Annotated in this window: 18 protein-coding genes; 6 read left to right on the forward strand and 12 right to left on the reverse strand. The window is 71.9% G+C overall.

The genetic code is table 11. The annotated features are described in order from the left end of the window. Positions 1–2 precede the first annotated feature (2 nt). Both E0493_RS05895 and E0493_RS05900 read right to left on the reverse strand, forming a co-directional pair. Positions 3–1,073: an ABC transporter permease gene (locus tag E0493_RS05895; protein WP_160936006.1), complete on the reverse strand. Its 1,071-nt coding sequence runs from the start codon at positions 1,071–1,073 to the stop codon at positions 3–5. Between the two features lie 7 nt (positions 1,074–1,080). Next, positions 1,081–2,721, reverse strand: a complete 1,641-nt coding sequence (locus E0493_RS05900; protein WP_160936007.1) for an ABC transporter substrate-binding protein — start codon at positions 2,719–2,721, stop codon at positions 1,081–1,083. A gap of 145 nt (positions 2,722–2,866) precedes the next feature. Between E0493_RS05900 and E0493_RS05905 the strand changes: the two genes are divergently transcribed. From E0493_RS05905 to E0493_RS05920, 4 genes are all read left to right on the forward strand, one after another. After that, complete coding sequence (locus E0493_RS05905) at positions 2,867–3,871, forward strand: serine hydrolase domain-containing protein (RefSeq protein ID WP_160936008.1); 1,005 nt, start codon at positions 2,867–2,869, stop codon at positions 3,869–3,871. A gap of 27 nt (positions 3,872–3,898) precedes the next feature. Continuing rightward, positions 3,899–5,446 (forward strand): M81 family metallopeptidase, encoded by a 1,548-nt coding sequence (locus tag E0493_RS05910; protein WP_160936009.1) that lies wholly within the window; start codon positions 3,899–3,901, stop codon positions 5,444–5,446. A gap of 787 nt (positions 5,447–6,233) precedes the next feature. Continuing rightward, a complete protein-coding gene (locus E0493_RS05915) occupies positions 6,234–7,016 on the forward strand; it encodes a winged helix-turn-helix domain-containing protein (RefSeq protein WP_160936010.1) in 783 nt (260 codons plus the stop codon). 359 nt (positions 7,017–7,375) lie between these two features. Then, positions 7,376–8,956 carry an aldehyde dehydrogenase (NADP(+)) gene (locus tag E0493_RS05920; RefSeq protein WP_160936011.1) on the forward strand — a complete coding sequence of 527 codons (1,581 nt, stop codon included), beginning with the start codon at positions 7,376–7,378 and terminating at the stop codon, positions 8,954–8,956. 214 nt (positions 8,957–9,170) lie between these two features. Here E0493_RS05920 and E0493_RS05925 read toward each other — a convergent pair whose 3' ends face one another. The 4 genes from E0493_RS05925 to E0493_RS05940 are packed head-to-tail and all read right to left on the reverse strand — an operon-like array spanning position 9,171 to position 12,629. Beyond that, on the reverse strand, positions 9,171–10,460 hold the full coding sequence (locus E0493_RS05925) for an NAD(P)/FAD-dependent oxidoreductase (protein WP_160936012.1): 1,290 nt from the start codon (positions 10,458–10,460) through the stop codon (positions 9,171–9,173). A gap of 14 nt (positions 10,461–10,474) precedes the next feature. Beyond that, on the reverse strand, positions 10,475–11,212 hold the full coding sequence (locus E0493_RS05930; RefSeq protein WP_160936013.1) for an amino acid ABC transporter ATP-binding protein: 738 nt from the start codon (positions 11,210–11,212) through the stop codon (positions 10,475–10,477). Continuing rightward, positions 11,209–11,868: an amino acid ABC transporter permease gene (locus tag E0493_RS05935; protein WP_160936014.1), complete on the reverse strand. Its 660-nt coding sequence runs from the start codon at positions 11,866–11,868 to the stop codon at positions 11,209–11,211. Before E0493_RS05935 ends, E0493_RS05930 begins: the two co-directional genes overlap by 4 nt. After that, entirely contained in the window at positions 11,865–12,629 is a 765-nt protein-coding gene (locus E0493_RS05940; protein ID WP_160936015.1) for an ABC transporter substrate-binding protein, read from the reverse strand. The genes E0493_RS05935 and E0493_RS05940 overlap by 4 nt, the downstream gene beginning before the upstream one ends. A 129-nt stretch (positions 12,630–12,758) precedes the next feature. Here E0493_RS05940 and E0493_RS05945 point away from each other — a divergent pair, with 129 nt between their 5' ends. Continuing rightward, positions 12,759–13,337 (forward strand): helix-turn-helix domain-containing protein, encoded by a 579-nt coding sequence (locus E0493_RS05945; RefSeq protein WP_160936016.1) that lies wholly within the window; start codon positions 12,759–12,761, stop codon positions 13,335–13,337. A gap of 54 nt (positions 13,338–13,391) precedes the next feature. Here E0493_RS05945 and E0493_RS05950 read toward each other — a convergent pair whose 3' ends face one another. The 6 genes from E0493_RS05950 to E0493_RS05975 form a co-directional block, all read right to left on the reverse strand. Then, complete coding sequence (locus tag E0493_RS05950; protein WP_160936017.1) at positions 13,392–14,357, reverse strand: ABC transporter substrate-binding protein; 966 nt, start codon at positions 14,355–14,357, stop codon at positions 13,392–13,394. 2 nt (positions 14,358–14,359) lie between these two features. After that, positions 14,360–15,472, reverse strand: a complete 1,113-nt coding sequence (locus E0493_RS05955) for an LLM class flavin-dependent oxidoreductase (RefSeq protein WP_160936018.1) — start codon at positions 15,470–15,472, stop codon at positions 14,360–14,362. Positions 15,473–15,483: 11 nt separating this feature from the next. Further along, a complete protein-coding gene (locus E0493_RS05960; protein ID WP_202396940.1) occupies positions 15,484–16,626 on the reverse strand; it encodes an acyl-CoA dehydrogenase family protein in 1,143 nt (380 codons plus the stop codon). Further along, positions 16,626–17,363, reverse strand: a complete 738-nt coding sequence (locus tag E0493_RS05965) for an ABC transporter ATP-binding protein (RefSeq protein ID WP_202396941.1) — start codon at positions 17,361–17,363, stop codon at positions 16,626–16,628. The genes E0493_RS05960 and E0493_RS05965 overlap by 1 nt, the downstream gene beginning before the upstream one ends. A gap of 5 nt (positions 17,364–17,368) precedes the next feature. Beyond that, positions 17,369–18,226 carry an ABC transporter permease gene (locus tag E0493_RS05970; protein WP_160936021.1) on the reverse strand — a complete coding sequence of 286 codons (858 nt, stop codon included), beginning with the start codon at positions 18,224–18,226 and terminating at the stop codon, positions 17,369–17,371. A gap of 251 nt (positions 18,227–18,477) precedes the next feature. Continuing rightward, the gene (locus E0493_RS05975) at positions 18,478–18,975 is read right to left on the reverse strand and encodes an Lrp/AsnC family transcriptional regulator (RefSeq protein ID WP_160936022.1); all 498 of its coding nucleotides are present in this window, start codon (positions 18,973–18,975) and stop codon (positions 18,478–18,480) included. A 256-nt stretch (positions 18,976–19,231) separates the two neighbouring features. Here E0493_RS05975 and E0493_RS05980 point away from each other — a divergent pair, with 256 nt between their 5' ends. Further along, positions 19,232–21,397 carry an HWE histidine kinase domain-containing protein gene (locus E0493_RS05980; protein WP_160936023.1) on the forward strand — a complete coding sequence of 722 codons (2,166 nt, stop codon included), beginning with the start codon at positions 19,232–19,234 and terminating at the stop codon, positions 21,395–21,397. Positions 21,398–21,512: the final 115 nt, after the last annotated feature.

Raw genomic sequence — 21,512 nt, forward strand, 5'->3', positions numbered from 1 at the left:
GTTCAGCGGGTCCGCGGATCGAGCAGGCGGTAGAGCAGGTCGGCCAGCAGATTCAGCGCGACGAAGATGATGCCGACAAGCAAGGTGCAGGCGACCACGGCGTTCATGTCGCCCGCCAGCAGGGCGTTGGTCAGATAACGGCCGAAGCCCGGCCAGGCGAAGACCGTCTCGGTCAGCACCGCGCCCTCCAGCAGGAAGGCATAGGCCAGCGCCACCACGGTGATGACCTGCACCACCACGTTGCGGAAGGCGTGCACCCAGACCGTGCGCATCCAGGAGAGCCCCTTCACCCGCGCGGCGATGACGTATTCCTGCGCGAGCTGCTCCAGCATGAAGGAGCGCGTCATGCGGCTGATATAGGCCAGCGCGCCGAAGCCGAGGATGGAGGCGGGCAGGATGATGTGGCTGAGGACGTTCCGGAAGATCTCCCACTGCCCGGCCATGGCGGTGTCGAGCAGCAGAAGGTCGGTCACCGGCTCGATGTCCCACTGGTAGGCGGTGTCGATCCGCCCGGGACCGCCGACCCAGCCGAGATTGGCGTAGAACAGCACCAGGCCCATCAGCCCGAGCCAGAAATTCGGCGTGGAATAGCCGAGCAGGCCGAAGATCCGGACGAAATAGTCGAGCGGCGTGTCGCGATGGGCGGCGGCCAGCACGCCCAGCGGGATGCCGAGGCCGGTGCCGATGAGGATGCCCACCGTGGCCAGCTCGATGGTCGCCGGGAAGACGCGGGCGATGTCCTCCAGCACCGGCTTGCCGGTGGTCAGCGCGGTGCCGAAGTCGAGCCGCAGCACGTCGCCGACATAGCGGCCGAACTGGATCCACAGCGGCTGGTCCAGGCCGAGCTGCGCCCGCATCGCCTCATAGGCTTCCTGCGTGGCGTTGTCGCCCAGGATGGCGGCGACGGGATCGAGCGGCAGCAGCCGGCCGATCAGGAAGGTCAGCGCCATCAGGCCGAACAGCGTGACGGCGATCGAGACGACCAGCCGCAGCGCCGTGCCGGACCAGGAGGGCAGGGCGGCGGCGGCACCGCCGCCGCTCCGCCGGGCGGGTGTCGCCGCCGCCTCAGCCATGGGAGCCTTACTCCTTGGAGGCCAGGTCGTAGTAGGCGCCGAAGCCGTTCCAGGTCCAGTTCTTCAGCGTGTCGCGCACGCCGGCGAGCATGATGGACTGGAACATGATCGCCGTCGGGCCGCGCTGCATCATGTCGCGCTGCAGCTCGTGGTACATCTCCGCGCGCTTCTCCTCGTCCTGCTCCAGCAGGGCGGCCTGGACCATCTTGTTGGCCTTCTCGTCCTGGAAGGAATGGCGCCAGGACGGGTACTGCGTCAGCTTCGCCTCGGCGCGGTTGTCGGGGTTGTAGATCTGGCGCGAGGCGTTGCCGTGCGCGTCCGGCACGCTGGTCTGCCAGGCCAGCATCGCCGTCTCGAACTCGCGGCCGCGGTGGCGGGCGAAGAGCTGCGCGTTGGCCATCTGCTCCAGCTTGATGCGCACGCCGATCTTGGAGGCGTTCTGCTGGATATGCTGCGCGATCGGCGCCGCATAGGGCAGGGTGCCGAAGATCATCGTCGCCTCGAAGCCGTCGGGATAGCCGGCCTCGGCGAGAAGCTGCTTCGCCTTCGCGGGATCGAGCCTGAAGGGCTGGCCTTCCTTCTCATCCAGCGCGCCGAAGGCGCCGAGCTGCGCGAAGCTGGCGCGCGGCACGCCGTTATAGGCCATCACCGTCTTGCCCAGGCCCTCGTAGTCGATCAGGTAGCGCATGGCGAGGCGCACCTTCTCCTTGGCGAAGATCGGGTTGGCGTTGTTGAAGCCCCAGTAGACGATCTGCGGCTTCAGCGTGCGCGAGAGGGTGATGCCGGGCATCTTCTCGATGGCCTGCATGTCCTCCGGCGTCAGGTCGCGCGCGATGTCCACATCGCCCTTCTCCAGCAGCAGGCGCTGCGTGCCGGCCTCGGCGACGTGGCGGATGATGACGCGCTTCAGCTTCGGCGCCGGGCCCCAGTACTTCGGGTTGGCCTCCAGCACCACGCTCTCGCCGGCGTTCCACTGACGCAGGTGGTAGGGGCCGACGCATTCGGTGTGCGTCGCGAGGTACTTGTTGCCGAGGTCGCCGTTCACCTCGTGCTTCATCACCGTCTCGCGGTCGAGCAGGGTGGCGACGCGGTTGGCGGCGACCGCCTGCAGCACGAGGTTCACCGGATAGGGCTTGTCCAGCTTCATCACCAGCGTACGGTCGTCCGGCGCGACGATGCGCTCGGCCGCGCTGTCCTTGGTGAAGCCGTATTCGGTCAGCGTCGCGGAGTTGCCGAAGCCGAGCTTCACCACGCGCTGCATGGACCAGGCGAGGTCCTTCGCCGTCGCCTTGTTGCCGGAAGGGAAGACCAGGTTGTCGCGCAGGTGGAAGGTGATCTGCTGCCTGTCGGGCGAAACCTCCCAGCGCTCGGCCAGGGCGGGGACGAGCTTTGATTCGTCCTTCGGGTTGAAGGCCACCAGCGAATCGCAGGTGTTCTGCATCAGCTCGCTGGTCACCACCTCGCCGATCTGCGCCGGGTCGAAGGTGCTGATGGCATCGATGTTCCAGGCCATCACCATGGCGTTGCCGGGGGTCGCGGCCTGCGCACCGCCGGTCAGCGCCGCCAGGCCGGTGCCGGCCAGCAGGCTCAGGGCGAGGCGCTGCCAAGGGCGCCGGATGGCGGCGCGGCCGGGATGGTGTTCGGTCATTCTGAGTTTCCCTCGCATGGCATAAGCGCTTGCGCTTGGCCGTCCGGCCAGCAAACCATGTGCCAGACTTTTCCCGTCTGTTTTCCCTGGCGCCATCCTTGCATCGGTCAGGGCGCCTGTAAAACGGTCAAAAGGAACAAATCCCGTGCAGAGAGCTCTCGGCGATGGAGATGCGGCGGAGGCCGAGCTCGGCGCCTGGCCGCGCTGGAACAGCCCGGAGGATGCCGGCTGGTCCGCGGCCGGCCTGCGGGCGGCGCTGGAGGATGCGGCGAACACGGACACCGCCGCCCTGATGGTGGTGGTGCGCGGCCGCGTGCTGCTGTCCGCCGGCCGGGTCGCCGCGCGGTTCAACGCCCATTCCATCCGCAAGAGCCTGCTCTCGGCCCTGATCGGCATCCACGCGGAAGCAGGGCGGATCGACCTGGAGGCCAGCCTGGAGGATCTCGGCATCGACGACCAGCTCGGCCTGACGCCGCGCGAGAAGCTGGCCACGGTGCTCGACCTGCTCTGCGCCCGCTCCGGGATCTACCACCCGAGCGGCTATGAATCGCCCTGGATGCTTTCCATCAAGCCGGCGCGGCACAGCGCCGGGCCGGGCACGGCCTGGTGCTACAACAACTGGGACTTCAACGCCCTGGGCACGATCTTCCGGCAGTGCACGGGCGCCGACATCTTCCGGGACTTCGCGGCGCGCATCGCCGCGCCCTGCGGCATGGAGGACTTCCGCCCGGAGCAGGACGGCGCCTATGTGCCGCTGCCCGAATCGCGCCACCCCGCCTATCCCTTCCGCCTGACGGCGCGCGATCTCGCCCGCTTCGGCCAGCTCTTCCTCGACGGCGGCCGCGCCGATGGCCGGCAGGTGGTGCCGGAGAACTGGATGCGGATGAGCGTGCTGCCGGTTTCCGAGGCCGGGCACCACGGCGCCTATGGCTACATGTGGTGGGTCGCGCGGCAGGGGGTGATGTTTCCCAACGTCGTGGTGCCGGAGGGCAGCTATGCCGCGCTCGGCACGCGCGGCCATGTGCTGCTGGTGCTGCCCGCCCTGCAGGCCGTGGTGGTCCACCGTGTTGATACCGACCAGCCCGGCCCCTCCGTCTCCTACGCCCGCTTCGGCCGCCTGCTGCGGCACCTGCTGGCTGCGGCGCCCTGAACTGCCCCATCCGGAAGCGAATCCCGCATGCGCAACAATCCCCGCATCGCCCTGCTCGGCTTCATGCTGGAGGCGAACGGCTTCGCGCCGGCCGCCGAGGAAGCCGAGTTCCGGCAGAAGCTCTGGCTCGAAGGGCAGGAACTGCTCGACGACGCGCGCGCCGCCCGATCGCGCGATCCCGGCGGCATCAAGGGCTTCGTGGAGGTGCTGGATGCCGCCGGCCCCTGGCGGCCGGTGCCGCTCGCCATCACCTCGGCCGGCGCCAGCGGCCCGGCCGAGCAGGGCTTCTTCAAGCGCTACCTCGCCCGCTTGGCGGAGGGGCTGAAGGCGGCAATGCCGCTGGACGGCGTCTTTGTCGAGGCGCACGGCGCCGCCTCCGCCACGGCCGAGCCGGACCCGGAGGGCGCCCTCTACGCCATGGTGCGCGGCATCGTCGGCCCGGAGGTGCCGGTCGTCTCCACGCTGGACCTGCACGCCAATGTCAGCCCCGCCATGGTGCGCAACACGGACCTGCTGATCGCCTTCCTGACCAACCCGCATGTGGACATGCGCGAGCGCGGCCAGGAGGCGGGGCGGGCGATGCTGGAACTGCTGGACGGGGTGAGGACGGCGAAGGCCTTCATCAAGCTGCCGCTGCTGCCGCCGTCCGTCTCGCTGCTGTCGGACCGCGGCCCCTATGGCGCGGCCATCGCGCGCGGGCAGGAGCTGTGCCGGGGCAGCATCCTGAACGTCTCCGTGCTGGCCAATTTCAGCCTCGGCGATTCGCCCAAGAACGGCATGAGCGTGATCGTCACCGCGCGGGGCGATCAGGCGGCCGCCGATGCGGTGGCGCGCGAACTCGCGGCCCTGCTCTGGTCGCGGCGCGAGGAACTGGCCGCGCGGCTGACGCCGATCCAGGAGGCGGCGCAGCGCCTCAGGGCCGCTTGCGACGACCCCGCCCTGCCGGCCCTGCTCTTCGCCGACGTGGCCGACAATCCCGGCGGCGGCGCGCGCGGCAACACCACCGACCTCCTGCGCGCCTTTCTGGAGGCCGGCGTCACCGAGACCGCCTTCGCCATCCATTACGACCCGGAGCTGGCGGTGGAGGCGCATGCGCGGGGGCAGGGCGCCCGTTTCCGCGCCGTGCTGAACCGCGCCGAGACGCAGGCGGACAGCCGGCGCCTGGAAGCCGGGGCGGAGGTGATGGCCCTGAGCGACGGCCACATCACCGGCCGGCGCGGCACCATCGCCGGCCGCCCCTACGCCCTCGGCCCCACCGCCTGGCTGCGGCTGGAGGGGCGGATCGACGTTGTCTTTGTCTCGATCCGCCACCAGTGCCACGATCCGGCGATGCTGGAGCATCTCGGCATCGACCTGCGCCGCCTGCGTGGGCTGGTGGTGAAGTCGCGCGGGCATTTCCGGGCCGGCTTCAACGATCTCTTCGCGGATTCGCAGATCCTGGAGGTGGATGGGCCGGGGCTGGTGACGCCGGTGCTGACACGCGTGCCCTTCCGCCAGGTGCCACGCCCGATCTGGCCGCTGGATCCCGCCATGACCTGGGAGGTGCCGGCCGCGCCGGCCATCGGCCCGGCCTGAGGAGAGGGGTGCCGGGAAGCCACGAACCCGGTGCCGCCCGGGCGGGCGAAGGATCGCGCTCGCCCCGCCTTCGTCGTCCCCGCTTCGTCAACCCGGAACCGCGGGCGTCGTGCGCGCGTGGTGTTGCCATGACAACACACCTGGGCGGGCCGGAAAGCGGCGCGTGAATCTCTCCTCCTGAAACGAACGCGCCGTGCTGTTCACAGAGTTGGGCGGGCTGCGGAGAATGAGACTTTCAATTCCTTGGCGCGGAAATTCAGCAAACGCGCCTTGTTCTGAGACTTTGACTCGTGGGCCGGAGTAATCCTCCGCTGTCGAAGCGGCTCAGATCCGCCAGCCCTCCAAAGCCCGGCGGAGGGGACCTTCTCTGGCGGCTTGCGGGAACCCGGCGCTGGCATGGCGAGAAGGTGGTTCTTCTCGAGGCGAGAAGGAAGCTTCGCGGCTCTGGTTCCGGCCGGCAGCGTCCAGGAGTCCTGATGCGGAAAGGGGGTTCGTCAGCCGCACGTCCCGACGCTGATGGTCTGCTGTTGAAACGATCCCATCTTTTCGACGTCCGTCTAAAATTCCAGGAATTGCCGTTTCGAAAGATACTATAGCCACCGGGCGACCTTCTGCGCTGCCTTCAAGACAACACCGGGAAAAGCAGGGGATTGCTACGAAAAATCCCTTGCGAGTGTTCAACCCCAGCTAGATTATCTTGTTTATCACGGATTCGTGAGTTAACCTCTGCTTGTTGGAGCCAGGAGGCTCTGACCTTCACCGCCAGCGAAAATCGCAAGGACGGGCCATGTACATTCTCCTCGCCAGCATCTTTGAGGATAAGTCGCGGTTGCGGGACAGCCTGATCCAAAAAGGATATGGCTGCGACCTCGCCCTCCCGTTCGCGGAGACGGCCGCGATCGCCCAGCACAGCGGGCCCTATGACGTCATCCTGCTGGAGGTGGACGAGATCCGCCTGCAGGCGCTGGCGATCCTGCGGGACATCCGCCGCCGCGGGGTGCAGGCGCCCGTTCTCGTTCTCGGAACGGCCCCGACGCATGACGAGGAGGTGGCGGCGCTGGAATTCGGCGCGGACGACGTGCTGCGCCGCGCCGTGCCGCTGGCGCTGCTGCATGCCCGGATGCAGGCGGTGCTGCGGCGCGGCTGCGGGCATGCCAGCGCACAGCTTCGCTGCGGCAACGTCGTGCTGGACCACACCCGCCGCACCGTGGCGGTGGATGATCGCCCGGTCCGGATCACCTGCCGCGAGTTCGACGTGCTGGAAATGCTCATGCTGCGGCGCGGCACGCTGCTCACCAAGGAGCACTTCATGGCCCGCTCCTACGGTGCCGAGGATGGGCCGGACCAGCGCATCCTCGACGTGTTCGTCTGCAAGCTGCGCCGCAAGCTGGCGGCCGCCGGCTCCGCCGAGATCGTGCGCACCATCTGGGGGCGAGGCTATGTGCTGGAGGAGCCGACCCCCGCCGCCCTTGAAGCGGCACGGCTGCGCTACCAGGCCGCGGCCCCGCGCACCCCGCGGGCACATCCCGGCCTCGGTGCAAGCGGCGGCCTGGCGATGGCCGTCGCCTGACCGCCCGTCGCTTGACCGCCCGTCCGCCGCCCGCCGCGATTTCGCGGCGCCCCGCTCCGCGCTGACATGCCGGCCTTCTCCCGATGGAGAGGGCCGGCTTCTTGTTTTCGCCGCCGCCCTCACTGGCATGTGTCGCCGCTTCTCCGCCACGGCCCGCCGCGCCGGTTGAGCGCCGGGGCGATATGCCCGAGGCTTTGCCCTCTTCCCGGCCGGCAGGCCTGGCCGGAATGCCCGGAACAGGAGGCAGCGCATTCCCGCTGGCCGCTCTTGCCCGCTCTGCCGAAAGCCTGTCCTATGACGTCAGACAAGTGCGGCGTGGCAGGAGATGGCCCGCCGCCCGAGCCACAAGGAACCACCGCATGGCCCTCACCGGCGAGATGCTGATCGGCGCCACGCGCCTGCGCGGGACGGAGCGCCCGGTCCGCGCCATCAATCCCTCCACCGGCGAGGCGATGGAGCCAGCCTATGGCGGCGGCACCGCGGCCGAGGTGGAGCGCGCCTGCGCCCTGGCCTGGGCGGCCTTCGACACCTACCGCGCCACCACCCTGGAGCAGCGTGCCAGCTTCCTGGAAACCGTCGCGCAGGAGCTGATGGAGCTTGGCGACGAACTGGTCGAACGCGCGGTGGCCGAGAGCGGCCTGCCGCGCGGCCGCATCGAGGGCGAGCGGGCGCGCACGGTCGGCCAGCTTCGCCTCTTCGCCCAGGTGGTGCGGGATGGGCTGTGGCTGGACGCCCGCATCGACCCCGCCCTGCCCGACCGCAAGCCGCTGCCGCGCCCCGACCTGCGCCAGCGCCAGATCCCGCTCGGTCCTGTCGCGGTGTTCGGCGCCAGCAACTTTCCGCTGGCCTTCTCGGTGGCGGGCGGCGACACCGCCTCGGCGCTGGCCGCGGGCTGCCCGGTGGTGGTGAAGGCGCATTCGGCGCATCCCGGCACGTCCGAGCTGGCCGGCCGAGCGGTGCAGGCGGCGGTGCGGAAATGCGAGCTGCCGGAGGGCGTCTTCTCCATGCTGTTCGGCGCCGGCAGCGTGGTCGGGCAGGGGCTGGTCGCCGATCCGCGCATCAAGGCGGTGGGCTTCACCGGATCGCGCGCCGGCGGCGTGGCGCTGATGAAGACCGCCGCCGCCCGCCCCGAGCCGATCCCGGTCTATGCCGAGATGAGCAGCATCAACCCGGTCTTCCTGCTGCCGGCCGCCATGAAGGCGCGGGCGGAGGCGATCGGCAAGGCCTTTGTCGGCTCGCTGACAATGGGGGCCGGCCAGTTCTGCACCAATCCCGGCCTGGTGCTGGCGGTGGAGGGGCCGGAGCTCGACCGCTTCGTCGCCGCCGCCGCCGAGGCGCTGGGCGCCGCCCCGGCCGCCACCATGCTGACGCCGGGCATCCTGAAGGCCTACCAGGAGGGCGTCGAGCGCCTCTCCAACGCGCCGAAGGTGCAGAAGGTGGCCGAGGGCCTGCTGCACAACGGCCCGACCCAGGGCCAGGCGGCGCTGTTCATGACCGACGCCGCCAGCTTCGCCGCCGACCCCGGCCTGGAGGAGGAGGTCTTCGGCGCCGCCTCCCTCATCATCCGCTGCCAGGACACCGGCACCATGCGGGACGTGGCGGAGAAGCTGGAAGGCCAGCTCACCGCCACCCTGCAGATGGAGAAGGAGGACGTGGAGGAGGCCCGCGCGCTGCTGCCGGTGCTGGAGCGCCGCGTCGGCCGCATCCTGGTGAACGGCTACCCGACGGGTGTCGAGGTCAGCCACGCCATGGTGCATGGCGGGCCCTATCCCTCCACCGCGGATGGGCGCAGCACCTCGGTCGGCACGCTGGCCATCCGGCGCTTCCTGCGCCCGGTCTGCTACCAGGACTTCCCGGCGGAGCTGCTGCCGGAGGAGCTGCGCGACAACAGCCCGCTGCACCTGCTGCGGCTGGAGGACGGCAAGCCCGTCCAGCACTGAGGAAAGGTCGGGGGAACGAAGTCCCCCGAACCCCCTTCTTCCTTCTGTCAGTTTCCGGTTTCGCCCCGGGTGGCGCCTCTCTGGCCGCTCTCATGGGGGCCGTCGCCGGGACGGTTTCCGTCGCGGCGCGGGCGCGTGCCGGCAGCGCTGGAAACCGGCAGAAAAGAAGAAGAAGGCGTCGGGGGGAGAATTCATTCTCCCCCGGTTGTCGACGTCAGGACAGCCCGAGCCGGTCCTTGACCCGCCCCTTCGCCACCGTTGCCGCGACGCCCAGCCGCCAGAAGCGGTGGAAGGGAATGGGGCGGATCGGCCGCAGGGGCATGTCGAGCGCCTCGGCCGGCGTGCCGAGCAGGCGGCGCGCCAGTTGGCCGCCCATGGCAGTGGCCATGGCGACGCCGCGCCCGTTGTAGCCCAGCGCCGCGAGCAGGCCCGGCGCCGGCTCGTGCAGGTGCGGATAGTGGTCCTGCGTCATCGCGAGCTGGCCGTTCCAGCCATGCGTCCAGGTGGCGCCCTTCAGCGCCGGCCACAGGCGCTCGGCGTAGCGCAGCAGGTACTGGACGGGGCCGGTGTCCTGCATCGGGCGCTGCGGGCCGCGCCCGCCCATCAGCAGGCGGTTCGCCTGGTCGAGCCGGTAATAGACGGTGATGTTGCCGCTCTCGTAGACCGAACCGCGCAGCGGCAGGATGCTCCGCGCCACGGCGTCCGGCAGCGGCGCGGTGGCGGCGATCGAGCTGAACACCGGCGCCAGGCTGCGGCGCAGCCCGGGCCAGAGGTCGCCGGTATAGCCGTTGGTGGCCAGCACCACCTGCTCCGCCAGCAGGCTGCCCTGCGGGGTGGCGATGCGCCACAGGGCGCCTTCGCGGGCGAGGGAGAGGGCCGGCGTTGCGCCATGGATGCGCGCGCCGCGCTGCGCCGCCGCCCGCGCGAGGCCGCGCGCGTAGGAGAGCGGGTTGAGGTCGCCGCCACGGCGGTCGAGCATCGCGCCGGCATAGCGGTCGGTGCCGGTCAGGGCGGCGACGGCGGCGCGGTCGAGATACTCCACCGGCATGCCGCGCCGGATGCACTGCGCCGCCGTGGCTTGGACGGCACTGGCGTTGGCCGGCGTGATGGCGGCGCGCAGCGTGCCCTGCTGGCGCGCGTCGCAGGTGATCTGGTGGCGCCGGATGATGTCAAAGACAAGCTCCGGCGCGCCGTAGGAGAGGGCGATCATTCGCGCCCCCAGCTCGGGGCCGAAATCGGCCTGCACCTGGTCGGGGTCCCATTTCAGGCCGGGATTGACCTGCCCGCCATTGCGGCCGGAGGCACCCCAGCCGGGTTCCGAAGCTTCGATCAGCGTCGGCGCGACGCCCTGCTCGGCGAGGTGCAGCGCGGTGGAAAGGCCGGTGAAGCCGCCGCCCACGATGGCCACCGGCACCCGGTGCTCGCCCTCCAGCGGCGGCGCGGGGAAGCCGGGCGCGGCGGTCTCGGCATAAAGGGAGGGCGGCAGGGGCGCGGGGGAGGGCATGCGGTTCGGCCTGTTCAATCCAGCGGCCGCAACACGCGGCGGAGGAATTCCTGGGTGCGCGGCTCGCGCGGGGTGGCCAGCACCTCGTCCGGCGGCCCCTCCTCGACGACGACGCCATGGTCCATGAAGACCACATGGTCGGCCACCTCGCGGGCGAAGGCGATCTCGTGCGTCACCACCATCATGGTCATGCCCTCGCGGGCCAGGTCGCGCATGACGGCCAGCACCTCGCCCACCAGCTCGGGGTCGAGGGCGCTGGTCGGCTCGTCGAACAGCACGGCCTGCGGGCGCATGGCCAGCGCGCGGGCGATGGCGACGCGCTGCTGCTGCCCGCCCGAGAGCTGCGCGGGGTAAGTGCCCTCCTTGCCGGACAGGCCGACCCGCGCCAGCAGCTCGCGCCCGCCCGCCTCGGCTTGCTGGCGTGGTTCGCCGAGGGCGTAGATCGGGCCCTCCGTGACGTTCTCCAGCGCGGTGCGGTGGCCGAACAGGTTGAAGCGCTGGAACACCATGCAGACGCGCTGCCGCACCGCGCGGATCTCCGCCTTGCGGCCGCGGTCCACAAGCCGCCCGTCCACGCGGATGGCGCCGCCCTGGTAGCCCTCCAGCCCGTTCACGCAGCGCAGCAGGGTGGACTTGCCGGAGCCGGAGGGGCCGATGACGCAGACCACCTTGCCCTCCGGCACGCGCAGCGAGATGCCCTTCAGCACCCGCAGCGGCCCGTAGCTCTTCTCGACCGCCTCGATCTCGATCATGCCCGGCCGAACCTCTTCTCCAACTGCCCGACCAGGATGATCAGCGGCACGCTGAGCGCCAGGTAGAGCAGCGCCGCCAGGGTGAAGACCTCCTGGTTCTTGAAGGTGGAGGCGGCGATCAGGCGGGACTGCGTGGAGATCTCGGCGACGGTGATGACGCTCGCCTGACTGCTGTCCTTCAGCATCATGATCAGCATGTTGCCATAGGGCGGCAGGACGATGCGCACGGCCTGCGGCAGCACCACCCGCGTCATGATGCGGAAGCGCGGGATGCCGAGGCTCTCCGCCGCCTCCACCGCGCCGGGATCGACCGCCAGCATGCCGGAGCGGAACACCTCGCCCATATAGGCCGAATAGGCGACGCCGAGGCCGATGACGCCGGCCTGGAAGGCGGTGAGGTCCAGGCCGAGCTCGGGCAGCACGAAGTAGATGTAGAAGAGCTGCACGATGATCGGGATGCCGCGCAGCGTGTTCACCACCGCCTTGGCCGGCCATTCCAGCCAGCGCGTGCCGGAGGTGCGCATCAGCGCCCAGAGCAGCCCGAGCAGGGTGGCGAGCACCAGGGCGCAGAGCGTGAGGGCGATGGTCACCCACACGCCCTGCAGCAGGATCGGCAGGAAGTCCCGTGCCGAGGTCAGGAAGCTTTCGAAGCTCATCCCTGCGCGGCGGGCGGCAGGTTCCACTTGGCGATCAGCTTGTCCACCGTGCCGTCGGAGAGCGCCTTGTGCAGCCCGTCGTTGATCTTCGCCATCACCGGGTCGCCCTTGCGGGTGCCGATGTTGATGGTGCCGACCACCGAGGGCTTGTAGCCCGGCAGCAGCTCGACGCCCTTGAAGCTGCCCTGGGCGATCTGGTAGCCGACGATCGGCCCGTCGCCGAAGCCCACCTGGATGCGGCCGAGCGAGACGTCGCGGATGATGTCGGCCACGCTGTCATAGGTGCGGACCTCGAGCCCGGCCTTCTTCGCCGCCTCGGCATAGGTGGTGCCGAGCTGCGCGCCGGCGGTGAGCCCCTTCATCTCCGCCATGGTCTTGCCGGGCAGCGTCGCGCCCGGCTTCACCACCGCGCCCTCGCCATAGGAATAGACCGGGTCGGAGAAGTCGATCTGCTCGCGCCGCGCCGGGGTCGCCGTCATGGCGGCGGCGATGATGTCGATGCGGCTGGTGGTGAGGGAGGGGATCAGCGCCGCAAAGGGCGTCGCCTGCACATCGACGGCGAAGCCCTGGCCCTTCCCGATCGCCTCGATCAGATCGACCATGAAGCCGGTGATGGTGTTGGTCTTGGTGTCGAGGAAGGTGAAAGGCACGCCGGTCGGCGTCGAGCCGACCTTCAGCGTCTGTCCCTGGGCGCGGGCCGGCAGCGCGGCTGCCCCCAGCGCCAGTGCGGTGCCACCCAGCAAGGCCCGGCGTGCGATCATCGCCAACTCCCCCTTCGCTTGAACGCTCGCGTGATTGGCGCACAGGGGCGCTGGCCTCGCAAGGCGAAATTTCATATCCATGAAATTCCAGGAAGGGACTTCATCTCGGTGGAAACTGCGGCGGAGCGCATGGTGGACCCCCTTGACGCCTCGATGGGCGGCCAGCTGCGGCGGCTGCGGCGGCAACGGGGCCTGTCCCTGCAGGAGGTGGCGGCGCGGGCGCAGCTTTCGCTCGGCTTCCTCAGCCAGATCGAGCGCGGGCTGTCCTCGCCCACGCTACGCGACCTGATCCGCGTCGCGGAGGCGCTGGAGGCCACCCTGGCCCAGCTGCTGGAGCCCGTGCAGCCCGCGGCGGAGCCCGCCGGGCCGGTGGTGCGGGTGGCGCAGCGGCGGGACGTCGCCTTCCACCAGGGCATCAGCAAGCAGGCGCTGACGCCGCCGGGCGCGCCCGGCCTGACGCTCTACCTGGTGACACTGGAGCCCGGGGCGCGCACGGGGGAGGGGCTCTATGCCCATGCCGGGCAGGAGGCGGGCATGGTGCTGCAGGGCCGCCTGCTGCTGACGGTGGACCGCACCGACCACTGGCTGAACGAGGGGGACAGTTTCGGCTTTCCCAGCACCGTGCCGCACGGCTTCGCCAATGCGGCCGCCGGTGTCACCCGCGTGCTGTGGAGCAACGCCACGCTGCCAGGGCCGGCCGACGCATGACGGGCCGGGGGCGCTGCCGCCCCCGGCCCGTGCCGCGTGCTCCGTGCGGGCGCCTCAGCTCGCCTTGAGCCCGGCCTGGACCGCGTCGTTGAAGCTGCGGTCGAGGATGTCGGCGGCCTTCACCGGACGGCGCACCAGCTTCGCGCGGGTGTAGAGGTCGATGTTCCACTGCTCGTCCCGCACCACGCTGTCGTCGATCGGCACGACGCGGGTGCGCGCGCGCTCGAACCAGCGCTGCGCCACCGGCTCGGGGACGTTCATCAGCCCCGACCAGGTGTTGGCGTAGGAGGGGATGTTGTCGTTCGCCCAGGCGCGCGCCGCGGCCAGCCGGCGGACGAAGTCGGCCAGTTCCGGCCGGCGGGCCTTGATGGCGTCCTCGCGCGCCGCCTGGAAGCTCATCCGCGCCATCTTCAGCGCGCCGCTGTCCACCACCGCGCGCGAGCCGGCCAGCACCTCCTCCTGCGAGACATAGGGCTCCCAGGTGGACCAGGCCTCCACCGCGCCGCTGCTGTAGGCCGCCTTGGCGTCGGAGGGCAGCAGGAAGACGAGCTGCACCGCGTCCTGCGGCCAGCCGGCATGCTCCAGCGCCGCCAGCACGAGCTGGTGGCCGATCGAGCCCCGCCCGGTGGCGATGCGCTTGCCCTTCAGGTCGGCGAAGCTCCGCGCCGGGCTGTCCTTCGGCACCAGGATGGCGAGGCCCTCGCCGCCCTCGCGCGTGGCGGCGATGGCCTTGATCGGCACGCCGGCGGCGGCGCCGAAGGTGAAGGGCGCGTCGCCCACCAGCCCGGTGTCGATGGCGTCGGCGTTCAGCGCCTCCACCAGCGGCGCGGCGGCGGGGAACTCGCTCCAGGCGATGCGGCCCTCGATGTCCTTCAGCACACCGGCCGCCTGCATCACCGCGCGGGCATTGCCGCGCTGGTCGCCGACGCGCAGCGGGGTTTCGGCGCGCAGGAGGCGCGGCGCGGCGAGGGTCAGCAGGCCGGCGCCGCCGGCGGTGAGGAAGGTGCGTCGTTGCAGCATGGTCACTCCGCCGCCTGAAGGTTGTTGTTGCGGCGGGCGAGGCGCTCGGCCACCAGCCGCCTGGTGAGGGGCAGCAGCGACCGCCCGTATTCCACGGCGTCCTCCAGCGGCTCGAAGCCGCGGATCAGGAAGGTGGTGACGCCGAGGTCGTGGTATTCGAGGAAAGCCTCCGCCACCTGCTGCGGCGTGCCGACCAGCGCGGTGGTGTTGCCGCGCGCGCCGGTCTCGCGGGCGATGGCGGTGTAGAGCCGCCCCTCCGGCCGGTCGCCCAGCGCGGCGGCGGCGAGCAGGCGCTGCGAGCCGGCGTTCTGCGGCCCGGGGCCGCGCCCGAGCGCCGCCTGGCCGCGCACCGCACGCACGCGCTGCAGGATGGCGTCGGCCTTGGCCCAGGCTTCCTCCTCGGTTTCCGCCAGGATCGGGCGGAAGGAGAGGCTGAAGCGCACCTCGCGCCTGTGCTTCGCCGCCTCGGCGCGCACGCGGGTGACGATCTCGCGCACCTGGGCATGCGTCTCGCCCCAGAGCGCATAGACGTCGGCATGCCTGCCGGCGACGCGCAGCGCGGCCTCCGAAGCGCCGCCGAAATAGATCGGGATGCGCGGCTGCTGCACCGTGCGCACCTCGGGCGAGGCGCCCTTGATGCGGTAGTAGGCGCCCTCATGGTCCACCGGGCCGCTGCCGGTCCAGACCGATTTCAGGATGGAGACGTACTCGTCCGTGCGGGCGTAGCGGTCGTCCTTGCCGAGCCAGTCGCCGTCGCGCGCCTGGTCGGCGTCGTCGCCGCCGGAGATGACGTGGATGGCGGCGCGGCCATTGCTGAGCTGGTCCAGCGTGGCGAAGGCGCGGGCGGCGTTGGTGGGCGACTGGAAGCCCGGCCGGTGGGCCACCAGGAAGCCGACCTTCGAGCTGTAGGCCGCCGCGTGCGAGGCGAGCAGCAGCCCGTCCGGCCCGTTGCTGTACCAGCCGATCAGGATGCGGTCGAAGCCGCCCTGGTCATGCGCCTCGACCGAGGCGCGCAAATAGCCGGGGTCGATCGCCGGGCCCTGGGCCGGATGGATCTCGGACTGCTGGCGCGGCTGCACCATGCCGATGAATTCGACGTCCGTTGCTTGCGTCATGGGGTCCTCCTTCAGCTTTGGCCGAGGGCGAGGCGCCCGGCGGCGAGATGGGCGGCATCGGGTTGCGGGGTATGGATGCGGGCGCAGAGCACGTCGCGCAGGTGGCGCTCCAGCGGGTTGCCGCGCGCCAGGCCGTGGTTGCCGCAGAGCGCGATGGCCTGCTGCACCACCTCGATGGCGTTCTCGGCGGCGATGGTCTTGATCAGCCCGGTCTGCGCGGCGGAGAGGCCCTCGCCGCGATCCTCCGCGGCGGCGGCATCGGCGGCCAGCCGGTCATTGGCCAGCAGCCGCGCCTCGATGCGGCCGACCGCCTCCTGCATGCGCGGCAGGGTGGCCAGCGCGGCGCCGAGGTTGGCGGGCCTGCGCGCGTTCAGGAACTCGACCAGCCAGTTCCGCGCGGCGCGCGCCACGCCGGTGTAGAGGGCGGCGATCAGCAGCGTGTTCCAGGCCGCCTGGCTGGCGTCCGGCCGGCCCCATGCGGCGGAAGGGCGCAGGTCGGGGGCGTTCTCCGGCGGCAGGGCGACGCCCTCGAACACCACGTCATGGCTGCCCGAGGCGCGCAGCCCGGCCTGGTCCCAGCTTTCCTCGATGCGCACGCCGCGGGCATTGGCCGGCACCAGCACGAGGCCGGTGCGCGGCTCGTCCTCCTCGGTGGCGGCGAAGACCAGCATCCAGTGCAGGCCCGGCGCGCCGGTCGCGTAGATCTTGCGGCCGGAAAGCACCCAGCCCTCGCCGTGCCGGCGCAGCCGGGTGGCCGGCAGGCCGCCGCGCGCCGGGGTGCCGAGCTCGGGCTCCACCCGCAGCGCGTTGACCAGCTCGCCGCGCCGCGCGGCGCCCTCGCCGAGCCGGGCGGCGAGCCCTGCCCAGCCGGCCTCGCGGCCGATCATGTGGTGCTGGATGAGCTGCATGGCCAGCACCAGGGCGGTGGCCGGGCAGCCCTCGGCGATGGCGCCGACCACGGCGGCGCTCCGCGCCAGCCCGCCGCCGCCGCCGCCATGCTCGCGCGGCACGGTCAGGCCAAGCAGCCCGGCCGCGTGCAGCGCGCGGAAGTTCTGGCGCGGGAAGCTGGCCTCGCGGTCGTGCCGCGCGGCGGTGGCGGCGAAGTCCCGCGCCAGGGTCTGGAAGGAAGGCGGGCGCAGCAGCAGGCCGTCCATCACGCCGCCTCCTGCTGGTCCACGCCGAGTTCCGTCAGCAGGCGGCGGCGCAGCGCCGCGAAGCCGGCATCGGCATGGGCGCGCGGGCGCGGCAGGTCCACCGCGATGTCGGCGGCGATGCGGCCGCCATCCAGCACCAGCACGCGGTCGGCCAGCAGCACCGCCTCGTCCACGTCATGGGTGACGATCAGCGTGGTCGGCCCGTGGTGGCGCCAGAGGTCCAGCACCAGCGCGTGCATGCGGATGCGGGTCAGCGCGTCCAGCGCGGCGAAGGGCTCGTCGAGCAGCAGCAGGCGCGGCTCGCGCACCAGGGCACGGGCCAGGGCGGCGCGCTGCGCCTCGCCGCCGGAAAGGGTGGCAGGCCAGACGTCCTGGCGGTGGTCGAGGCCGACCTCGGTCAGCGCCTGCGCGGCGCGGCGGCGCGCGCCGGCCGAGGGCAGCCCGAGCACCACGTTCTGCCAGACCTTCTTCCAGGGCAGCAGGCGCGGCTCCTGGAACACCACCGCCGCGGGGCGGGGCAGGTCGAGCCGCGCCTCGTGCGGCGCCTCGTCCAGCCCGGCCAGGGTGCGCAGCAGCGTGGTCTTGCCCGAGCCGCTGCGGCCGAGGAGCGCGGTGAAGCTGCCGGGCGCGAGGTCGAGGTTCAGCGCGTCCAGCACCGTGTTCTCGCCGAAGCGGCGGGTCAGGTTGCGGACCCGCAGCGGGTCGTGCGTGGCGAAGGCGGGGGCGTGCATGTCCATCGGTCTCATGCCTTCAGCAGGCCGGGGCGCCAGGCCAGGGCGCGGCGCTCGACCAGGCGCACCAGCGCGTCGGCGCCGAGGCCGAGCAGTGCGTAGACCACCAGGCCGACCACGATGACGTCGGTGCGCAGGAACTCGCGCGCATCGTTGATCAGGAAGCCGATGCCGGCGGTGGCGTTGATCTGCTCGGCGATCACCAGGGAGAGCCAGGCGCTGCCGAGCGCGTAGCGCAGCCCGACCAGCGCCGAGGGCAGGGCGCCGGGCAGGATGACGTGGCGGATCAGCCCGCGCCGGTCGAGGCCGAAGACGCGGGCGGCCTCGGCCAGCTTCGGGTCGGTGCCGCGGATGCCGGCGAACAGGGTGAGATACACGGGGAAGGTGGCGCCGAGCGCGACGAGCGCGATCTTCGGCGTCTCGCCGATGCCGAACCACAGGATGAAGAGCGGCACCAGGGCCAGGAAGGGCATGGTGCGCAGCATCTGCATCGGCGCGTCCACCACCTCCTCGCCGAGGCGGGACAGGCCGGCGACCAGCGCCAGCGCGGCGCCGGTGGTGACGCCGAGGGTGAAGCCGGTCAGCACGCGGCCGAGCGAAACCAGCAGGTGATAGGGCAGCTCGCCGGTCTCGATCAGCTCCCAGGTGCTGGCCAGGACGGTGGTCGGCGCGGCCAGGGTGCGCGGCGGGATCAGCCCGGCCATGGAGGCGGCCTGCCAGAGCACCACCAGCACCAGCGGCGAGGCGAAGCGGCGCCAGCGCTGGGCGGCGGGCTTGCGGGCGGTGGCCGGAAGGCGGGCCGGCGCGGTGGTGGCGGAGGCGCGGGGCGCGAGCTGGCGCGGGGCGGCCGCCACTTGGGTGTCGGGCATGCGGGCTCCTTCGCGGCCGCGGCCGCGTTCAGGGCGGGTTCGGAGGCGGGGGCGAGGGTTGGCGGGTCAGCGCCGACAGCGCATCGCGGGGTCGGCCCTGCCGCGCGCCAGCCAGGACACCGGCAGGGGGGCGGGATGTTGCATCGCCAAAAAAGCTAAGGATCGCAGGGCTTTGGCGAAAGAGAGGTGTTTTTCAAACTTTCCCGGCGCCGCAGCATGATCTTGTCGTCGCGAGGCCCGTGAAGGAAATTCTATTCCTTCGCCGGCTCCGGCGCGGCGCGGTCGCGGAAGGCGGGGCCGCCCAGCGGGTAGGCGGTGGTGTGCTTGATCCGCTCCATGGCGAATCGCGAGGTGACATCGCGCATCGGCACGGCTTCGACCAGCCGGCGGTAGAAGGCGTCATAGGCCGCCATGTCGGCCACCGCGACGCGCAGCATGTAGTCCACCTCGCCGGCCATCCGGTACACCTCCATCACCTCCGGCATGGCGGCGACCGCCTCGCGGAAGCGGGCCATCCAGGCCGGGCTGTGCTCGCCCGCCTCGATGGCGACGAAGACATGCAGGCCGAGCCCCACCGCCTCCGGCGCGACCAGCGCCACGCGGCGGGTGATCACGCCGGCGGCCTCCAGCTTCTGCACCCGCTTCCAGCAGGGGGTGGGGGAAAGCCCCACCCGGTCGGCGAGCTGGGCGACGGAGAGGGTGGCATCCGCCTGCAGCAAGGCCAGCAGCCGGCGGTCAATGTCATCCATGAAGCGGCGCCTCCCGTAGGTGTTGGCGGAGGGGGTGTGCTGCGGCGTTCCGGCCGGGCGCCGGCAGGCTCGGAGTGATGGCGGGAAGCTTTGGCCCGGCCTGGAGGTTCAGCGCGGGCGCGGGCGTGCCGGTGAAGAGTTTATTCACTTTTCCGTGCTCAACCTCGCCGCGAGAACAGCATCACAACGGGCACACAGCTCCGCGGCCACCTTCAGCGGTTGACGGCGGTCGCGAGAACACAGGTCGAGGCGAACCATGCGCGGACGGCAGGGACTGGGCAAGCTGCTGCGGCCGAAGCATCCGCGCGGACTCTGGCTCCCGCTCCTCGTCCTGGCGCTTGTCGCGCTGGTGCCGGCGCTTTCCGTGGGCGCGGCCGGCGCCTGGCTGGCACTGGCGTCGTACGACCGTGCCCTGCAGGACCGCCTGCAGGACACCACCCGCGCGCTGGGGCTCGCCGTCGAGCGCGAGATGGAACGGCACCGGGGCGTCGTGGCGAGCCTGGCGGCCTCGCCGGCGCTGGATGCGGGGCTGGAGGGCGACCTCGCGTTCTTCAACAGTCATGCCCGCCGCGCGGCGGAGGCGGTCGGGGCGTCGATCGCGCTGATCGGGCCCGACCTCCGCATCCGCCTCGACACCGGCAACCCCCTGGGCGCCACGCTGCTTGCCCCCCCGGCGCTTGCCCCCTCGGCGGCCGCCGCGGCGCGCATGGCCCTGGATGCCGGGCGCCCCGCGGTCAGCGCCCTGCTGGCGGGCCCGGCTTCCGGCCCCCCTACCGTGATGGTGAACAGCCCGGTGGTCCGGGACGGGCAGGTCCTGGCGGTGGTGAGCGGCAGGATCGAGCCGGCCAGCCTGTCCCGCCTGCTGGCGACGCCCGATCTGACGGGGGAGACCTTCGCCGCGCTGATCGACAGCCGCCACATCCTCGTCGCCCGCTCGCGCGCCGCCGAGCGCCTCAGCGGCGCCGCCATCCCGGCAACGCTGGTCCAGGCGATGCAGCACCGCAGCATGGGCGGCGGCGAGGGGCGGACGCTGGAGGGCGAGGAGGTGCTCTACGCCTTTCGCACCATCGCGGGGCTGCCCGGCTGGAACATTGTTGTCGCCGCGCCGCTCGCGGCCTCGCGGGCCACCTGGAACCGCCCGCTGATGGCGCTCGCCTTCGGCGGACTGGCCGCGGCGCTGCTGGCGATGCTGGCTGCGCGGCAGCTCGGCCGGCGCGTGCTGTCGCCGGTGGCGGTGCTGCAGCGTCAGGCGGAGGCGGTCGCGCAGGGCAGGGACCTCGCCCTGCTCGCCGCGGTGGCCGAGACCTCGGACGTCAAGGAGTTCGCCGCCCTGCAGCGCGCCCTGGCCGCCGCCGCGGTGACGCTGCGGCGGCAGATGGAGGCGGAGCGGCGCGCGGTGGAGGCGCTGAGGGCCAGCGAGCGGCGGTGCCGCGCCCTGGCCGAGGCCGGAGCGGTCGCGCTGTGGCAGGCCGATGCGGCCGGCAACGTCCTGGAAAGCCGCGGCTGGGAACTGCTGACCGGGCAGACGCGGGAGCAACTCCAGGGCACCGGCTGGACCGCCGCCCTCCACCCGGAGGACGCGGTTCCCGTCCTGACGGGCTGGCGCGCCGCCTTCGCGGGGCGCCGGCCGGTGGACGTGCAGTTCCGCGTCCGACGGCGCGACGGCGCCTGGCTCTGGGTCCGCAGCCGCGGTGTGCCGGTGCTCGGGCCGGAGGGCCGGCTGCTGGAATGGGCGGGGGTGGTGGAGGACACCGACGCCCAGCGCCGCGCCGCCGAGCTGCAGCGGCTGCTGGCGCGCGAGGTGGACCACCGCGCCAGGAACGTGCTCTCCGTCGTGCAGTCCGTGGTGCGGCTGACCCGGACGGAGGAGCCGCGGGCATTCGTCGCCGCCGTGGAGGCGCGCATCGCCGCGCTGGCCCGCGCCCATGCGCTGCTGGCGCAGGAGGGCTGGACGGGAGCCGAGCTGCGCGCCATCGCCGAGCGGGAATTCGCCCCCTATGCGACGGTGCGGTGCCATGCCGGCAGCAGCATCCGGCTTGAAGGGCCGCCGGTGCCGCTGGCCGCCGCGGTGGTGCAGCCGCTGGCCATGGTCCTGCACGAGCTGGCCACCAATGCCGCGAAATACGGCGCCCTTTCCCGGCCGGACGGCACCCTGACCCTGCGCTGGACCATCGACCCGGAGGCGGACCGGCTGGTGCTGGACTGGCTGGAGGGCGGCGGCCCCGTCCTGCAGGGACCGCCGGGCCGAAGCGGCTTCGGCTCCCGCGTCATCGAGACCTCCCTGCGCAGCCAGCTGCGCGGCCAGCTGGAGCGGCGGTGGGAAAGCGCCGGGCTGGCCTGCCGGATCACCCTGCCGCTGGGCCGGACGGTGCTGGCCGAAGCCGGGCAGCAGGGCCGCCGGATGCTGGTGGCCACGGGCTGAGAGCCCGTTTGAGAATGGCTGCGGGTCGGTCTGGCGGGTCGTTTCCGCGCCGGGGGCGTCAGACCCTTGCCCCGGCGCCCCGCATCGGGGCGGCAGGATCTTCCGGCATGGCACG

It is taken from the genome of Teichococcus coralli, from assembly GCF_009829925.1.
In the GTDB taxonomy this organism is placed as follows: Bacteria; Pseudomonadota; Alphaproteobacteria; order Acetobacterales; family Acetobacteraceae; genus Pseudoroseomonas; species Pseudoroseomonas coralli.

What these genes read in the sequence shown, in the direction of transcription:
- E0493_RS05895 (WP_160936006.1), bottom strand. Translation starts at nt 1,073, where the DNA reads ATGGCTGAGGCGGCGGCGACACCCGCCCGGCGGAGCGGCGGCGGTGCC.
- E0493_RS05900 (WP_160936007.1), bottom strand. Translation starts at nt 2,721, where the DNA reads ATGACCGAACACCATCCCGGCCGCGCCGCCATCCGGCGCCCTTGGCAG.
- E0493_RS05910 (WP_160936009.1), top strand. Translation starts at nt 3,899, where the DNA reads ATGCGCAACAATCCCCGCATCGCCCTGCTCGGCTTCATGCTGGAGGCG.
- E0493_RS05915 (WP_160936010.1), top strand. Translation starts at nt 6,234, where the DNA reads ATGTACATTCTCCTCGCCAGCATCTTTGAGGATAAGTCGCGGTTGCGG.
- E0493_RS05920 (WP_160936011.1), top strand. Translation starts at nt 7,376, where the DNA reads ATGGCCCTCACCGGCGAGATGCTGATCGGCGCCACGCGCCTGCGCGGG.
- E0493_RS05925 (WP_160936012.1), bottom strand. Translation starts at nt 10,460, where the DNA reads ATGCCCTCCCCCGCGCCCCTGCCGCCCTCCCTTTATGCCGAGACCGCC.
- E0493_RS05930 (WP_160936013.1), bottom strand. Translation starts at nt 11,212, where the DNA reads ATGATCGAGATCGAGGCGGTCGAGAAGAGCTACGGGCCGCTGCGGGTG.
- E0493_RS05935 (WP_160936014.1), bottom strand. Translation starts at nt 11,868, where the DNA reads ATGAGCTTCGAAAGCTTCCTGACCTCGGCACGGGACTTCCTGCCGATC.
- E0493_RS05940 (WP_160936015.1), bottom strand. Translation starts at nt 12,629, where the DNA reads ATGATCGCACGCCGGGCCTTGCTGGGTGGCACCGCACTGGCGCTGGGG.
- E0493_RS05945 (WP_160936016.1), top strand. Translation starts at nt 12,759, where the DNA reads ATGGTGGACCCCCTTGACGCCTCGATGGGCGGCCAGCTGCGGCGGCTG.
- E0493_RS05950 (WP_160936017.1), bottom strand. Translation starts at nt 14,357, where the DNA reads ATGCTGCAACGACGCACCTTCCTCACCGCCGGCGGCGCCGGCCTGCTG.
- E0493_RS05955 (WP_160936018.1), bottom strand. Translation starts at nt 15,472, where the DNA reads ATGACGCAAGCAACGGACGTCGAATTCATCGGCATGGTGCAGCCGCGC.
- E0493_RS05960 (WP_202396940.1), bottom strand. Translation starts at nt 16,626, where the DNA reads ATGGACGGCCTGCTGCTGCGCCCGCCTTCCTTCCAGACCCTGGCGCGG.
- E0493_RS05965 (WP_202396941.1), bottom strand. Translation starts at nt 17,363, where the DNA reads ATGGACATGCACGCCCCCGCCTTCGCCACGCACGACCCGCTGCGGGTC.
- E0493_RS05970 (WP_160936021.1), bottom strand. Translation starts at nt 18,226, where the DNA reads ATGCCCGACACCCAAGTGGCGGCCGCCCCGCGCCAGCTCGCGCCCCGC.
- E0493_RS05975 (WP_160936022.1), bottom strand. Translation starts at nt 18,975, where the DNA reads ATGGATGACATTGACCGCCGGCTGCTGGCCTTGCTGCAGGCGGATGCC.
- E0493_RS05980 (WP_160936023.1), top strand. Translation starts at nt 19,232, where the DNA reads ATGCGCGGACGGCAGGGACTGGGCAAGCTGCTGCGGCCGAAGCATCCG.